This window comes from Laceyella sacchari (assembly GCF_004343255.1).
Lineage (GTDB): Bacteria > Bacillota > Bacilli > Thermoactinomycetales > Thermoactinomycetaceae > Laceyella > Laceyella sacchari.
Map to the genome: position 1 here is coordinate 339,533 of NZ_SMDD01000002.1, position 14,643 is coordinate 354,175.

The window sequence follows — 14,643 nt, forward strand, 5'->3', positions numbered from 1 at the left end:
CTTAACCCCCTCGTGTCACGCGGAACGCCTCCGCCAATGGGATTGCCCCCGTATAAATCGCTTTGCCGACGATCGCTCCGGCAACCCCTTCCGCTTCGTACTCTCTCAATTCGTTCAGCTCCGCCAATGAACGAACGCCGCCGGAAGCAATGACCGCTTTGCCTGTGGCCCGAGCCAATTCTCGCACCGCAGTGAGATTGGTACCCGACAGCATGCCATCCCGTTCAATGTCTGTGAAGATGAACGTCTCCGCTCCATGCTCTGCCATCTCTTGCGCCAATTCAGCCGCTGTCACCGTCTGGGTTCGCAACCAACCATGGGTGGCGATCATGCCTCCGCGTGCGTCCAGCCCAACCGCAATCTTGGAACCCATACGCCGCAGAGAGGCTTTGACAAACGCCGGTTGCTCGATCGCCGCCGATCCGATCACAACCCGGGCGACCCCGGCAGCGAGCAATCGCTCCAAGCTGGCTTCATCCCGAATGCCGCCACCCACTTGCACTGGGATGGGGGATTGCTTTACCAACTCCTGAATGAGCGGAAAGTTGACCAATTCTCCGGTTCTGGCCGCATCGAGATCCACCACGTGCACCCATGTTGCCCCTGCATCGACAAAGCGCTTCAGCACATCCAGCGGATCATGCCCGTATACGGTTTCTTGCGCATAATCCCCTTGAATCAGGCGGACGCATTTCCCGCCCCGAATGTCGATGGCTGGATAGATGGTAAAAGCCATTTACACTTGCACCCCCTGATTGGCGATTCGGGCGAACCGATCCAACAACCCCAACCCGAGCTTGCCGCTTTTCTCCGGATGAAACTGCATACCGTAAATCTGGTTGCGGTTGATAATCGCCGTGACGGGTTGGTGATAATCGGTAGTGGCGATCACATCCTCCGGGTTGGCCGCCTTGACATGGAAAGAATGGACAAAATACACATGCCCTTCTTCCAATCCGCGGAACAGGGGATGGGGAAACTTAAACGACAGCCAGTTCCAGCCCATGTGAGGAATCCGATAATCACCGGTGAACTTAACCACGTGACCCGGCAACAAATTTAACCCTTGATGCAAACCATGCTCATCACTGCTTGTGAACAACAGTTGCATGCCCAGGCAAATCCCCAGCAATGGCTTGCCCCCCAACGCCGCTTTTTTGATGGCGGCAACTAAGCCGCGCGCCTCCAATTCGCGCATCGCATCGCCAAACGCGCCTACTCCGGGCAAAATCACGCCAGATGCGCGTTCGATTTCCTCCGTGTCGGAGGTGATGATGCAGGTATGCCCCAGCCGCTCCAATGCTTTGGACACACTATGCAAATTCCCCATCCCGTAATCAATGATGGCAATCATCATAAGACCCCTTTCGTCGATGGCACCCCTTGGACGCGCGGATCATAGCTGGACGCTTCATCCAAGGCCCGGCCAAACGCCTTAAAGCACGCCTCGATCATATGGTGCGTGTTCCGGCCGTAGTGAACGATCACATGTAACGTCATCCGCGCTTCCAGTGCCAACTTCCAAAAAAACTCATGCACCAATTCAGTGTCAAACTCCCCCACGCGCGCTTGTGGGAATTCCCCACGAAAAACAAAGTGCGGACGGTCGGACAAATCAATCACCACTTGTGCCAAGGCTTCGTCCATTGGCACATACACCGCACCATAGCGCTTGATTCCACACTTATCAGCGAGTGCTTTCCTGATGGCCCGCCCTAAGCAAATACCGATGTCCTCCACCGTGTGATGGGCGTCGATTTCCAAATCACCGCGCGCATTCACTTCCAAGTCCATTTGCCCATGTTTTGCGAGCAACGTCAACATGTGTTCTAAAAATGGAACCCCTGTATCCAATTTGACATGTCCCTGACCGTCCAAGTTGCATGTCAGGGCAATGTCCGTCTCAGCCGTTGTCCGGGTGACCGTCGCCGCCCGTGCTTGCCGTTCACTCATCTGCCTTTCGCCCCTCTCGTTCCAACCTCACTCGGATCGCCGCGGCATGGGCTCCCAATCCTTCCGCTTCAGCCAATGCCATTGCCTGCGGGCCGTCCCGCAGAAGCGCTTCTTTGCCATAACAGAGCAAACTGGATTTCTTGAGGAAGTGATCCACACCCAGCGGAGAGAAGAACCGAGCTGTTCCCGCCGTCGGCAACACATGATTGGGTCCAGCCACATAATCTCCGAGCGGTTCAGTGCTGTAAGGGCCGAGGAAAACCGCTCCGGCATGCCGAATCCGCCCCAATAGGCTCCATGGGTCAGCCACCATCAACTCCAGATGCTCCGGAGCCAGCTGGTTGCTTAGTTCGGCCGCTTCCTGCAAGTCGCTGACAACAGCGATCGCACCATACCTCTCCAGTGCCGTTTGCGCAATCCGGCCCCGTTCCAACTGCTTGCATTGACGCGCCACCTCGGTTTGCACGTTGGCAGCCAAATCATCAGAAGTGGTTATCAAAATGGCAGAGGAATCCTCCCCATGCTCCGCTTGCGACAGCAGATCGGCCGCCACAAACACAGGATCTGCCGTCTCATCGGCAATCACCACGATCTCACTTGGCCCGGCGACGCTGTCGATGTCTACTTCCCCAAAGACCAGTTGCTTAGCCAGTGCGACAAAGCGGTTACCCGGCCCCACGATCTTATCCACTTTTGGTACCGATGCTGTTCCGTAGGCCAAAGCGGCCACCGATTGAGCCCCGCCCACTTTTACGACCCGGTTTACACCGGCAACCGTGGCCGCGGCCAATGTAGCGGCCGGTATCGAGCCATCCGGTTGCGGCGGAGTCACCATGATGACTTCCTTCACCCCCGCAACCACAGCTGGAATCACATTCATCAGCACCGTGGAGGGGTAAACCGCCCGACCACCCGGAACATAGACACCTACGCGTTCCAATGGGTGAACCCGTTGCCCCAATATCGTGCCATCTGCTTCTTCCATGATCCACGAATCAGTCAGTTGTTTTTCATGAAAACGGCGAATGCGCTCGGCGGCGTGGCGAAGCGCGGTCTTCAGCTTCGGCTCCACCGCCTGTACAGCCTCGGCCAGCTCTGCTTCTTCCACATGAAGCGAATCCAACTTCACGCCGTCAAATTGTTTGGTGAACGCCACCAGTGCCTGATCCCCTTCTTCCTTAACGCGGGTAATGATCTTCCGCACCGTTGCAACCTCTTCATCGCTAAATTCCGCCCGTTTCCGCTTTCTTAAAAGCGCCTCGCGCCCCACTATTTCTATCATGCAGACACCTCCCCTGCCACAGCTTTGCCCAACCGCTCAGCCAACGTTTGAATCGCATCCCGCTTCAAACGGTAACTCACTTGATTGGCGATAAGCCGCGCCGTAACCTCCGTGATCCGTTCCAGCTCAACCAAGCCGTTCTCTCTCAACGTTTTGCCCGTCGACACGATATCGACGATCCGCTCTGCCAACCCCGTCAGCGGCGCTAATTCGACCGAACCATTAAGGAAGATCACCTCTACCTGTTGCCCCCGCTCTTTAAAATATCGTTCGGCAATGCGAGGATATTTCGTCGCCACTCGTGGGTAAAGCCCCGGCTCAGCACCCGGTTTGCCCGCTACTGACAATCGGCAGGGGCTGATGCGCAAATCGAGGAGCTCATACACTTCCCGGGCAGCTTCGAGCAAAACATCTTTTCCCACGATCCCCAAGTCGGCCACACCGTATTCCACATAAGTTGGCACATCCATCGGTTTGGCCAAGAAAAGGGTGAACCCTTGTTCAGGCAAAGCAAATACCAACTTGCGCGAAGATGTGAACCATTCGCTGGGAAACGCATAGCCCCCTTTTGCAAACAACGGAATCAACTCTTCCAACACCCGCCCTTTAGGCAGAGCAATCGTCAACACGTCGCACGCCCCCCTTCTCATCCAATAGCAGGACTTGCTCCGCTTTCCGCTGCATCCGCTCCTCGTCCCGTTTGCTTTGCCACACTTCGGCAATCACTCGTTTTCCTTCGTTGCGCAGTTTTTCCGCAAGGGCCATAGCCTGGCGCATCGCGGCGGGAGGATACAAAACACCCACGCACTTCGTTTCAGAAGCTTCCAACTTGCCGCTGGCCATCAACCGGTCCAACGTAATAGCGAATCCCGTCGCGGGCATCGGCTTGGAAAAACGCTCATACAATCTGTCATACCGTCCACCGCTAAACAACGGAAATGCCTGCCCGCTCCCCATGCCCTCAAAATAAACGCCGGAATAATACCCCAGGTTCCCGACCAAGCAAGGGTCAAACACCAAACACTCGCCAAAGCCGTAGGCTTCCAGACACGCGCGGCACGCTTCCAGATAAGCGACTGCTTGCAAAACGGTTTGGCTTCGGGTTCGCTTGGCCAGTTCCTTCATCCCTTCGGAACCTTTATCCACATGCAGAAGAAAAAGGATATCCTGCTTAGCCAGTTGCGGAAGTGGACTGTTGTTCACGATTTCCTGAAACCCGACCAAGTCCCGCTCCCCCAACTTTTCTTTCAATTGTTCCAATACCGACTCGTCAGATATCCGCTCTCGCAAGAAACCGTCCAGCAGGGCAGTGTGACCGAACGCCAATTGGAAATCCTCCACTTCGCATGCCCGCATACAGTCGAGGGCCAGCGCCATCACCTCGGCATCGGCTGCCGGCCCTTCCAAACCTACCAACTCCACGCCCGATTGAAACCATTCCGCTTGCCGTCCGGCTTCCACTTCTTGGGCTCGGAACACGCGGGCATGGTAACACAAGCGCAGGGGCAATGGCTCATCTTTAAGCAAGCTGGCCGCCATCCGCGCGATGGGAGCAGTCTGGTCAGGACACAACACCAATGCATGGCCTTCCCGATCCAAACACTTGAACATGCGCGATTCCGAAATCGCACTCGCGCGGCCAACCGTCTCAAAAAACTCCAGTGTCGGGGTACATACTTCCTCATAACCCCATGCGGAAAACCGGGCATGCACTCGTTCTTCAAACCGCCGCTTCCGCGCTGCCAGCTTCGGAGGCAAGTCCCGGAATCCCATGGGCTTTTCAAACTCTCGCGGTTTTTCCATCAGTCTCTCCTTCACGCTTCATCTTATTATCACGTTACCAAACTAAAGTGTTTTCGTTATTATAACATGAAGGTGAATGTCTGACCACTGTTATTTACGGTAATTTTTTCAACCACTCCGCCATCTTTTCCATCGCCTTGCGCCGGTAAGAATAACGGAGCCTCTCTTCCAATGGCACGTCATGTAATACGCGCGTATCCCCGTCAGGGATGAAGATACGATCAAACGGAATGGCCCGGTTGGGTATCATCTCATCATCAATCTGGTCACAGATCCGCCCGTGCGTCTTGGCCGTGAATATGGCCGTCTGTCCCTTGCAAGCGACGGCGACTGCCCCTTCAAACCAAGCATCCCGTACTTCTCCTTCCAAAAGCTTGCGGATTCCTTTATAACCGATACGATCAAACACGCGCTTGGTCAACACGCCTGGAAACGAATCGAACGCGGCGAAGAAGATGCCCGCATCATCTACCATCACCGTGTCATATCCCTGCTCCAACACCTGCTTCAACTTGTATTCCGCCACCTCCGCCATCGTCCCCACATCTGGTTCGTGCAGAACAATTGGCAGGCTTTCCACTTCGATCCCCATGGGCACCAAAACATCCATCGCTTCTTTTAATTTGGCTTCGTTCTGTGTTGCGAATAAAATTTTCAAGATCGTTCCCCCTAGCTGTTATCTCTTGAAGAGTCCTTGTAGAAATGATTTATTGATATTCTATCACGGATGATATTAAGCCATTAAATGGCAGGAAGCGAAGATGACCGTGGGTAAGAGTTGCAGATACGACGTCCACCACCATTTGCAAGAGGCACATAGTCAATCCGCCTTGATTTCTATATCAACGCTTTCACCCAAAATGACATGCGCCACCAGGGCTGTCAATCCCATAAACACTCGATTACACGTGGCCAAGCGGGATTGAAACCGGTTACTACTTTCAAAATTTAGACAACCTCTTGAAATCTATATGACAGTTTACACTTTTTACCCATAAATATATACTGGATGATAAAATAAAAATATTCATATATACACAGAACTTATCTGTTTATATTTTCCTTATACTTTTCCAATAACGAAAGAGGGATCCCATCATGTATAAAACCGTTGGTTTATACAAGCGAATGGATAATGAAGATGAATTTTATGACTATTACACCAATGTCGTCGTACCTCAGTTGCTCAACATTCCCGGTGTCCTGAAAGTGGAAGTGACTCGTCTTCACTCCACACGAGTCAGCGGCGACTCGAATTACTTCTTGATGGGTGAGACTTATTTTGCCAACTATGAGTCGTTCCAACGCACCCTGACCACTCCGGAAGGAAAAGCCGCACTCGCCACCGCGTTAAAGGAGTCATCAGAGTTTTTGACAGCGTACGTTGGGCAAGAAGAATCCTTCAAAACCAACATCTTTACCAAACCGCATTACATCAAATAAACCCAAGCCGGCTATGTGGATAGCCGGCTTTCTTTTTGGGGGAAAATTGCTATAATGGTGTGTTGGTTAGAGAAATCTCGTCCTATGCGCGGATATCGGAAAGGAAGTTATCAGTATGATTTACTCTGCACTTCGCCGAATGCTGTTCAAGATGGACCCGGAAACGGCCCATGAAATGACGATCAAAGGGTTGCAGTTGTTGCAAAGCACACCCCCCGTTCGCCATCTGTACCAGAAGAGCATGACCGTGGCTGATCCCCGCCTTCAAACTACTTGCCTTGGCACAACTTTCCCCAATCCAGTCGGACTCGCAGCCGGCTTTGACAAACACGCCACCGTTTACCCCGGCCTAGCGGCGCTCGGCTTCGGTTTTGTCGAGGTAGGCACCTTGACCCCCCGTCCCCAAAGCGGCAACCCCAAACCTCGCCTGTTTCGCCTTCCTGAAGACCAAGCTGTCATCAACCGCATGGGTTTCAACAACCATGGTGTAGAACAGGCTAAACGCACATTTGAAACATTGACGCGCCCTTCCATCCCCATCGGCATCAATCTGGGCAAAAACAAAGACACGCCCAATGAAGAAGCGGCCTCCGATTACCAGAAGGGACTGGAAGCCCTCTATCTCCATGGCGATTACTTTGTCATTAACATCAGTTCCCCCAACACCGTTGGTTTGCGTGATCTGCAACATGCTACCGCCTTAAAAGAACTTCTGTCCGCAGTGATCGGCAAACGGGAACAGCTTGCGGCTGAGCATGGAACAACTCGCCCGGTGTTATTAAAGATCGCTCCTGACTTGACCGAAGAGCAAGTGGAAGAAATCGTCAACGCCGCCCTCCAACTCGGCATTGACGGCATCATCGCGACTAACACCACATTGGCCCGGGATGGCCTCACTGCCAACCACCGCAATGAAACGGGCGGACTCAGCGGGAAGCCACTCACCTCCCGGTCCACTGCGTTTATTCACCATGTCTACCAGCTTACCCAAGGCAGAGTGCCAATCATTGGCGTAGGTGGCATTTTCACCGGCCAAGACGCTCTTGATAAGATCAAGGCCGGCGCCAACTTGGTACAAGTATACACAGGCATGATCTATCGTGGCCCTTCCATTGCCAAATGGATCAACCAAGAGCTATTGCGCTTGCTGGAACAAGAGGGATTCAACAGTGTGAAGGAAGCTGTCGGTTCGGCGCATCGGTAAAAAAGCGGAGCCCATATGGGACTCCGCTTTTTTCTTACCAATCCAGCTGCAAAGGCACTGCGGTCTGCACAGTGCTGACCATCTTTTTAAAGATCAAAAATTCGCTCCCATCCACTTCGATGGAAACCGTAAACTTATCAAACTTCCGAATCCGCCCTTGATACTGAAAGCCATTTACCAAAAACAGGGTTACCGGCAATTGTTTGTCCATCACTTCCTGCAAAAACAAGTCCTGCACATTGTTCATCGATTCACCCCATTTTTCAGTCACTGTTTTCTTCCCATTTCCCCTTTAATCGCGAAAAATCCTCCCCCTGTTGCACATGATTTCGCACCTCATGAACCATTTACTGAAATTCCTCTCTTGAAATACGAACATATATTCTTATATCATCAAAAACAAAGGACGGTGAGATCAACCATGCATGCGATTCATTTTCACCGGTGGTATGAACACCATCGGACCCAATCCGCCTTTACGCAACCGACTAAGCACATTGACGACACACTCCCCTCATACCAGCCACCCCCACTTACAAAGGAACAGCGCGAGTATATGGGTTTTCTGTTAGAAGAAGCATATGATTTGGAACGGCCTGTCCTGGTCACCTATAGCGGTCGTTTTTCTCCATTGCAGTTTTTTGGGCGGGTCGCCAAAATCCAGCCTTTTGAAGAATGGTTTATCATCGCCAATGGTGAATGGAAAAAACGGATCACCTTCTCCCAATTGATCAATGTCGATTGGCTGTGATACAACATCATCCCCTGACAACCGTTTGCCAGGGGATGATGTTTTTGTTTTGATTTATGCCTCCTTTTCCTTTTTGCCGCCAAACCGCGCTTGTAGCCCTGCGAACAGCTGATACACGATCGGCACGATAAACAGCGTCAACAGCGTCGACGATAGCAATCCGCCGATCACCACCACTGCCAGACCTTGCGACAACAATGTTCCTTCTCCATAACCCAATCCAAGTGGCAGGAGCGCGCACACGGTCGCCAAGGCAGTCATCAAGATAGGCCGGAGCCGGGTACCTGCTGCTTCCAGCAAAGCCTCTGTGATCTCCCAGCCTTCTTTGCGTTTCTGCATGACGCGGTCAATCAAGACGATGGCATTGGTCACTACGATACCAATCAGCATCAACGCCCCGATCATCGCCGACACGCTAATCGGCTGATCCGCCACATAAAGACCAACCAAACCGCCAATCACCGCAAACGGTAGGGAGAACAGAATGGTGAAAGGCGCCGTCGCCTCGCCAAATGCGATCAACATAACCAAGTAGACGGCGAAAATGGCGACAATCATCGCGACTCCCAACTGGGCGAAGCTTTTATTCATCTCTTCGGTGTCACCGCCCAATTTGATGGCAACGCCGGACGGCTTCTTCATTTTGGAGATGATGTCCATCACTTCTCGGGACACTGCTCCGGTATCTTTGACCGTCACATCCCCCGTGACAGAGGCATACAATTGGCCGTCTTCTTTTTGAATGCTCACCGGCCCCTTTTCTACCTTCAAGGTGGCGATTTCATCCAAACGGATCATATCTCCCGTCTGCGACAAAATTTCCACCTTTTTCAGTTGCTCAACCGAGGCGAGCCCTTCTTTTTCCAAGCCTAATTTCACTTCCTGCGCTTCGTTGCCTCGCTCGATCTCCATCACTTTGTCCGCCTGGAGCAAGCCGCGTACCGACATGGCCACTTGTTGGGCCACCAGTCCTTTTTTGGCCGCTTTGGCCTCATCTACTTGCAGAGTGACGATTTCTTTTTGAGCACTTAAGTTGTTGGACACATTGGTCAGCCCGTCAACGTTTTTCAGCTTTGCGGTCAATTCATCGGTCACCCGCTTGACGTCTGCCATGTTGTCACCGCGAACGCTGGCGTTAATCCCGCCGCCATGCACGCCCATGCTGCTCATCTCGGTTACGTTGATTTCAGCCTTATGCTCCTCTGCCAACGGCTTCACTTGGTTGCGTACATCAGCCAAGAACGGTTCCATGTTGGTGTTATCATCCAAGATCACAACCATCGTGCCCCGATTGGCACTGCCAATGCTGCCATCGGCGCCCAATTGGCCAGCCATGCTACCGACCGTCGTGGAGATGACTCCCACTTCTTTGTGCTTCCGCAACAATTGCTCGATCTGCTTGCTTAATTTGTCAGTTTGTTGCAACTCTGTGCCCGACGGTAACTCTACTGTTACACGCAATGCCTTATCCTTTTCCGCTGGCAAAAACGACGTTCCCACCAACGGAATTAAGAAGAGACTTGCCACCAGCAACACGGTTGACAGACTCATCACGATTGCTTTATGGTTTAGGGCCCACGCCAACGACTTCCGGTACCAGTGGGCCATCCGGCTTTCCGCCCGTTTGTGGCGCATCGGGGTACCGCGGAGCAGCATCAGCTTGGACAGCACGGGCACAACCGTAACTGCCACTACCAATGAGCACAACAATGAAAAAGCCACAGTCAACGCAAAGGGGTAAAACACTTCACCGACAATGCCGGTCACAAAGCCGAGCGGAATGAATACCGCCACAGTGGTCAAGGTGGACGACGTGATGGCCGAGCCCACTTCTTTGGTCGCTACCTGAATAATGTTCACACTGCGATCCGCATTGTGCATCAGGTGGCGGTGGATGTTCTCAATCACGACAATGCTGTCATCCACGACCCGCCCGATCGCAACCGCCATTCCACCCAATGTCATGATATTGAGCGTGATATCTGCCTGTTTCAACAAGATCAACGTCGCCAACACAGACACTGGGATGGAGACGATGGAAATCAGGGTCATGCGGAAATCACGCAAGAAGATCAAAATGATGACTGAAGCAAACAACGCACCCAAAAGCCCTTCGCGCACCATGGAATGAATGGAGGCTTTAACACTTTTGGACTGGTCATACAAGGTGATAACCTTCAGCTCAGGGTGTTCTTTGGTGAGTTGCCCCAACTTGGCGAAGATCTCGTCGGCCACTTCCACAATGTTGGCATCCTGATCTTTGATGATATCGATGTTGACAGAAGGCTTGCCATTGGTGCGGGTGATCAAGGTTTGCTCAGCAGCCGACTCGGTGATGGAGGCAATGTCTCCCAACTTCACCGTCTTGATCTCTGCTTCGGCGAGCTTCGGTTGCTTTGGCTTGCCAGCTGAGCGCGGGGTAGACGCCTGGCCTTTAGGCATCTTCATGCCCGGCACTTTCTTGCTGGACGGGCCCTTCACTTTGGAGAGTTGTTGCGAAAGCTGGGTAAGCCCGGTTTTCACCCCATTGATCGCACCATACAACTGGCCGACTTTTTTCATGTCTGGTTCTGGCTTGCTCATCTCATTGTTCAAGGCGATCTGCAAGCCGATCAGCTTGGCCACCAAATCAGCCTGGGTCGCTTGCGCCCGTGACAGGCCCGCAACCCCTTGCCCTAATCCATTTACCGCTTGGCCAATCCCGTTGACCGCATTGCCCAAGCCTCCGACAGCTTGGCCAAGTGCGCCCATCTGTTGGCCCATCGTCTGAAAACCTTGGCCGATTTGGTCAAACGCTTGTTGCATGCCTTCCATCTGGTTAGGCGGAACAGTCAGTTCATAATTTCGCAACTGATCCACACTCGTAATTTTCTGATCGATACGTACCGGCAATTCAATACCGTCTGTGCTTAAATCACCCAACGGCAACGACATGTTGGCACTTTGCAAAGCTTGTTGGACGGCTTGAGCGGAGAGGTTGTATTTCTTTAGTTGCTCCGGTTTCAAGCGGATGTATACCGCTTTGGGCCCTTCCCCTTTTACTTGCACTTCCCCCACCCCATTTACTCCATCCAGGGCGGGTTTCACTTTGTCATTGATCAACTGTTCCAATTGTGCAGCCGTCTTGTCCTTGCTGGAAACGGACAAGCTGACCACAGGGGTCGTGTTAAACCCGAAACGGTTGAACACGGTGTCTTGCACATCTTCGGGCAAGCGAACTTTGCTGATGAGACTTTTCATCTCTTGTTCCGCTTTGTCCAAATCTGCGTCAAAATCAAACTGAGCGACAATCACCGAGGTGCTGTCTGCGGTGATGGAATTCAGCTTTTGCAAGCCTTTCATCCCCCGAACCGCCTTCTCGATCGGATCGGTCACCTTTTTAGATATGTCTTCTGGCGAAGCGCCAGGATAAGGCGTAATCGCCACTACCACCGGAAAACTGATATCCGGCATGGATTCCATCTTCAATTGTGTCGCTGTATAAAGTCCTCCGCCAGATATAAGAAGGGTCAAAATCAAAACGGCGGCGACATTGCGAACAGAAAATCGTGTCAGCCAGTTCACTTGGATCCTCCTTTGCACCAAGGTATACATGATGAGCTAAACCCTGAACGTTGATGCGTTCAATGTTTGTTTCCGCTTTCGAAACCGGCCTTAAATCACCCCAATATTACCGAACAGTATATATTGAGTCAATTTCTGATTTGTGAATATTCCCCGGGAAATGGCCTATCCGTCACAATCTGGTCACACTTCCAACAGCACTTTTGTCCGCTCCCAAAAACCATTTGCTCCTAGTGTCTGCCATCTGAGGGCGGTTCACTCTTTTTCCATGCTAGAAACGCAAAAAAGGCATCTGATATTAACAATCAGATGCCTGTGGCGGATACCGTATCATTTGCCTTCAGTGACCCGCTCGCGTATGATCCGCGCCGGGTTTCCGGCTACGAGCGCATGAGGCGGCACATCTTTGGTAACCACCGATCCCGCTCCCACCATCGCGTGATCGCCGATTGTGACACCGGGCAAAATGGTGCTGTTGGCGCCAATCATCACATGGTCGCCAATAACCACGTCACCTAGTCGGTATTCGTGGATCAAGTATTCATGCGTCAGAATGGTTGTGTTATACCCGATGATGGTATTTTTACCGATACGAATTTTTTCAGGATACAGCACATCCATCGTGGCCATCAGCGCCACGGCCGTCTGCTCCCCGATCTCCATCCGCAAGCAGGTGCGATACAGCCACCGTTTCATCGATAAAAAGGGAACATAACGAGCAATCAAGATGATTAAGGTATTCCAAAACACTTTCCAAAAGGGAATCGTTTGATAGAGTTGCCATAATGCATTACTTCCTTGAACCGGGAAGCGCTCTGTTTTTCTCATCTCCATCATCCCCTGGCCGATTGGATCTGGACAATGTCAAGCAGTTGACGCATATCATCGATAAAATACGCAGGAGCCAGCCGTTTCAACTCATCGGCGTGCAAACTCCAAGCCACCCCTGCCGCAGCCACACCAGCTCTTTCAGCGGCCATGAGGTCATAGCGGCTGTCACCTACCATCAATGCCTGTTCGGCAGTGGCTTGCAGCTTGTCTAGTGCGAGAAGGATCATGTCCGGTTCCGGTTTGCCCCGTTTCACGTCATCCACGGTAACAACAACGGACATCAAGTGATCCAGCCCCATCCGTTTCAAGCCCATGTCCACAACCAGGCGACGCTTGTTGGACACGACAGCTAAAACGACTCCCGCTTCATGCAACTGAGTTAACACTTCGCACACATGGGGAAACGATGCCACCAGCTCATCGTGTTTGGCCACATTATAGGCATGGTACGTTTTGACCATCTCTTCGGCTTGAGAAGGGTCAAACCGACGCATTTGGTCAAGCAACGGCTCACCCATGCATGCCAGCACATCCTGCTCGGTATACTTTCCCGGGCAATGTGTTTCAAGCGTGTGCATAAATGAAGAAAGAATTAAGTTGTTGGTGTCAATCAGCGTTCCGTCCAAATCGAACAATATCACTCTGTATTTCACATTCTCACCTCATTTTTGGCATGAAAGAAGGAGATGGAAGACACCTCTTCCGATCTCCCAATGGTGCTGGCTTTATGCTTTTGCCTGGCCTTCTTTCTCCTCCGCTTGCGCATTGGTTTTCGTTTCCGCCTCTGATGCCGATGGTTCATTTTCGGCGGAAGCTTGTGCGCTGGATGTGGCTGGCGCCTCTAAGGTCGCTTCATCCCGATAAAAGACCGTGGCTCTTCCCGTGGCCCGGCGCCAAACGATGAGAAAAGCGCCTACCAAGACTAAGATTAAGCTCACCAGCTGGGCGATCCGCACGTTCCCTCCATTCATCACCCCCGGGTCAAACATGAGCGACATCGGAGACCATAACAGCTCCATCACCGACACTAACCAGTCAGGGCCGGTAAAGGTTAAGCTGTCGGTACGCAATCCTTCGATGAAAAAGCGCCCGAGCGAGTACCAGATCATATAGCTAAACAGCACTTCACCGCGGCGTGGGTTGAAATGCCTGATCAACAACAACAAGCCGAACCCGACCAGATTCCACATCGATTCATATAAGAACGTCGGATGATAGTAAGCCCCTTGAATGTTCATTTGCTCGATAATCCAATCCGGCAAATGCAAGCCTTCCAAAAAGGCCCGGCTCACCTCGCCACCGTGGGCCTCTTGGTTGATAAAGTTGCCCCATCGTCCGATCGCTTGGCCCAAAAGCACGCTAGGAATCACAATGTCGGCCAACTGCAAGAAATCGATGTTTTTTTTCTTCACAAATATGTATCCGACGAGAAAAGCGGCAATCAAGCCTCCGTGAATAGCCAGCCCGCCTTTCCAAACAGCCACGATGTCCTCAGGATGCATGGCATAGTATTCCCACTCAAACAAAACATAATATAGGCGGGCACCGACAATCGCTGAAGGCAGTATCCACAGCATCATATCAAGGATCGTGTCACTGTCCAGCCCGCGCCTCTCGCCTTCGCGAACAGCCAGGATCAAACCCAGCAACGCAGCTGTTCCCATGATGACACCGTACCAATGCACTTGAAATGGACCCAGCTTAAACGCAACCGGATCAATGACTGCTTGCCACATGGTTTGCACACTCCTTTCTTCCCTTCGCATCCACTATCCCTTGTATTTTATCGCAAACGATTCAGATAGGAAAAGG

15 protein-coding genes are annotated in these 14,643 nt (G+C 52.1%); 3 read left to right on the forward strand and 12 right to left on the reverse strand.

Annotated elements, in window-relative coordinates:
- Position 1 precedes the first annotated feature (1 nt).
- The 7 genes from hisA to EDC32_RS08805 all read right to left on the reverse strand — a co-directional run bounded on the left by hisA (position 2) and on the right by EDC32_RS08805 (position 5,696).
- Positions 2 to 736, reverse strand: coding sequence for a 1-(5-phosphoribosyl)-5-[(5-phosphoribosylamino)methylideneamino]imidazole-4-carboxamide isomerase (hisA, locus tag EDC32_RS08775; protein ID WP_054095763.1), 735 nt, complete (start codon positions 734 to 736; stop codon positions 2 to 4).
- Positions 737 to 1,354, reverse strand: a complete 618-nt coding sequence (gene hisH / locus EDC32_RS08780) for an imidazole glycerol phosphate synthase subunit HisH (RefSeq protein ID WP_211341913.1) — start codon at positions 1,352 to 1,354, stop codon at positions 737 to 739.
- Positions 1,354 to 1,953, reverse strand: a complete 600-nt coding sequence (hisB, locus tag EDC32_RS08785) for an imidazoleglycerol-phosphate dehydratase HisB (RefSeq protein WP_132221504.1) — start codon at positions 1,951 to 1,953, stop codon at positions 1,354 to 1,356. The genes hisH and hisB overlap by 1 nt, the downstream gene beginning before the upstream one ends.
- Positions 1,946 to 3,235 (reverse strand): histidinol dehydrogenase, encoded by a 1,290-nt coding sequence (hisD, locus tag EDC32_RS08790; protein ID WP_132221506.1) that lies wholly within the window; start codon positions 3,233 to 3,235, stop codon positions 1,946 to 1,948. Before hisD ends, hisB begins: the two co-directional genes overlap by 8 nt.
- A complete protein-coding gene (gene hisG, locus EDC32_RS08795) occupies positions 3,232 to 3,864 on the reverse strand; it encodes an ATP phosphoribosyltransferase (protein WP_132221508.1) in 633 nt (210 codons plus the stop codon). Before hisG ends, hisD begins: the two co-directional genes overlap by 4 nt.
- Positions 3,842 to 5,038: an ATP phosphoribosyltransferase regulatory subunit gene (gene hisZ / locus EDC32_RS08800; protein WP_132221510.1), complete on the reverse strand. Its 1,197-nt coding sequence runs from the start codon at positions 5,036 to 5,038 to the stop codon at positions 3,842 to 3,844. Before hisZ ends, hisG begins: the two co-directional genes overlap by 23 nt.
- 94 nt (positions 5,039 to 5,132) lie before the next feature.
- On the reverse strand, positions 5,133 to 5,696 hold the full coding sequence (locus EDC32_RS08805; protein ID WP_132221512.1) for a non-canonical purine NTP pyrophosphatase: 564 nt from the start codon (positions 5,694 to 5,696) through the stop codon (positions 5,133 to 5,135).
- A gap of 440 nt (positions 5,697 to 6,136) precedes the next feature.
- On the opposite strand from EDC32_RS08805, the gene EDC32_RS08810 reads away from it, so the two are divergent.
- Entirely contained in the window at positions 6,137 to 6,481 is a 345-nt protein-coding gene (locus tag EDC32_RS08810; RefSeq protein WP_132221514.1) for an EthD family reductase, read from the forward strand.
- A gap of 118 nt (positions 6,482 to 6,599) precedes the next feature.
- A complete protein-coding gene (locus EDC32_RS08815; RefSeq protein ID WP_132222032.1) occupies positions 6,600 to 7,685 on the forward strand; it encodes a quinone-dependent dihydroorotate dehydrogenase in 1,086 nt (361 codons plus the stop codon).
- Between the two features lie 34 nt (positions 7,686 to 7,719).
- Here EDC32_RS08815 and hfq read toward each other — a convergent pair whose 3' ends face one another.
- Positions 7,720 to 7,956 carry an RNA chaperone Hfq gene (gene hfq / locus EDC32_RS08820; RefSeq protein WP_211341914.1) on the reverse strand — a complete coding sequence of 79 codons (237 nt, stop codon included), beginning with the start codon at positions 7,954 to 7,956 and terminating at the stop codon, positions 7,720 to 7,722.
- Between the two features lie 150 nt (positions 7,957 to 8,106).
- On the opposite strand from hfq, the gene EDC32_RS08825 reads away from it, so the two are divergent.
- Positions 8,107 to 8,436 (forward strand): YolD-like family protein, encoded by a 330-nt coding sequence (locus EDC32_RS08825; RefSeq protein ID WP_132221515.1) that lies wholly within the window; start codon positions 8,107 to 8,109, stop codon positions 8,434 to 8,436.
- A 54-nt stretch (positions 8,437 to 8,490) separates the two neighbouring features.
- Here EDC32_RS08825 and EDC32_RS08830 read toward each other — a convergent pair whose 3' ends face one another.
- The 4 genes from EDC32_RS08830 to lgt form a co-directional block, all read right to left on the reverse strand.
- Positions 8,491 to 12,000 (reverse strand): efflux RND transporter permease subunit, encoded by a 3,510-nt coding sequence (locus tag EDC32_RS08830; protein ID WP_158283300.1) that lies wholly within the window; start codon positions 11,998 to 12,000, stop codon positions 8,491 to 8,493.
- A 330-nt stretch (positions 12,001 to 12,330) separates the two neighbouring features.
- Entirely contained in the window at positions 12,331 to 12,828 is a 498-nt protein-coding gene (locus tag EDC32_RS08835; RefSeq protein WP_132221519.1) for an acyltransferase, read from the reverse strand.
- Between the two features lie 5 nt (positions 12,829 to 12,833).
- Positions 12,834 to 13,484 carry a pyrophosphatase PpaX gene (ppaX, locus tag EDC32_RS08840; protein ID WP_132221521.1) on the reverse strand — a complete coding sequence of 217 codons (651 nt, stop codon included), beginning with the start codon at positions 13,482 to 13,484 and terminating at the stop codon, positions 12,834 to 12,836.
- A gap of 72 nt (positions 13,485 to 13,556) precedes the next feature.
- Positions 13,557 to 14,567 carry a prolipoprotein diacylglyceryl transferase gene (gene lgt, locus EDC32_RS08845; RefSeq protein ID WP_132221523.1) on the reverse strand — a complete coding sequence of 337 codons (1,011 nt, stop codon included), beginning with the start codon at positions 14,565 to 14,567 and terminating at the stop codon, positions 13,557 to 13,559.
- Between the last annotated feature and the right edge of the window lie 76 nt (positions 14,568 to 14,643).

What these genes read in the sequence shown, in the direction of transcription:
- hisA (WP_054095763.1), bottom strand. Translation starts at nt 736, where the DNA reads ATGGCTTTTACCATCTATCCAGCCATCGACATTCGGGGCGGGAAATGC.
- hisH (WP_211341913.1), bottom strand. Translation starts at nt 1,354, where the DNA reads ATGATTGCCATCATTGATTACGGGATGGGGAATTTGCATAGTGTGTCC.
- hisB (WP_132221504.1), bottom strand. Translation starts at nt 1,953, where the DNA reads ATGAGTGAACGGCAAGCACGGGCGGCGACGGTCACCCGGACAACGGCT.
- hisD (WP_132221506.1), bottom strand. Translation starts at nt 3,235, where the DNA reads ATGATAGAAATAGTGGGGCGCGAGGCGCTTTTAAGAAAGCGGAAACGG.
- hisZ (WP_132221510.1), bottom strand. Translation starts at nt 5,038, where the DNA reads ATGGAAAAACCGCGAGAGTTTGAAAAGCCCATGGGATTCCGGGACTTG.
- EDC32_RS08810 (WP_132221514.1), top strand. Translation starts at nt 6,137, where the DNA reads ATGTATAAAACCGTTGGTTTATACAAGCGAATGGATAATGAAGATGAA.
- EDC32_RS08825 (WP_132221515.1), top strand. Translation starts at nt 8,107, where the DNA reads ATGCATGCGATTCATTTTCACCGGTGGTATGAACACCATCGGACCCAA.
- EDC32_RS08835 (WP_132221519.1), bottom strand. Translation starts at nt 12,828, where the DNA reads ATGAGAAAAACAGAGCGCTTCCCGGTTCAAGGAAGTAATGCATTATGG.
- lgt (WP_132221523.1), bottom strand. Translation starts at nt 14,567, where the DNA reads ATGTGGCAAGCAGTCATTGATCCGGTTGCGTTTAAGCTGGGTCCATTT.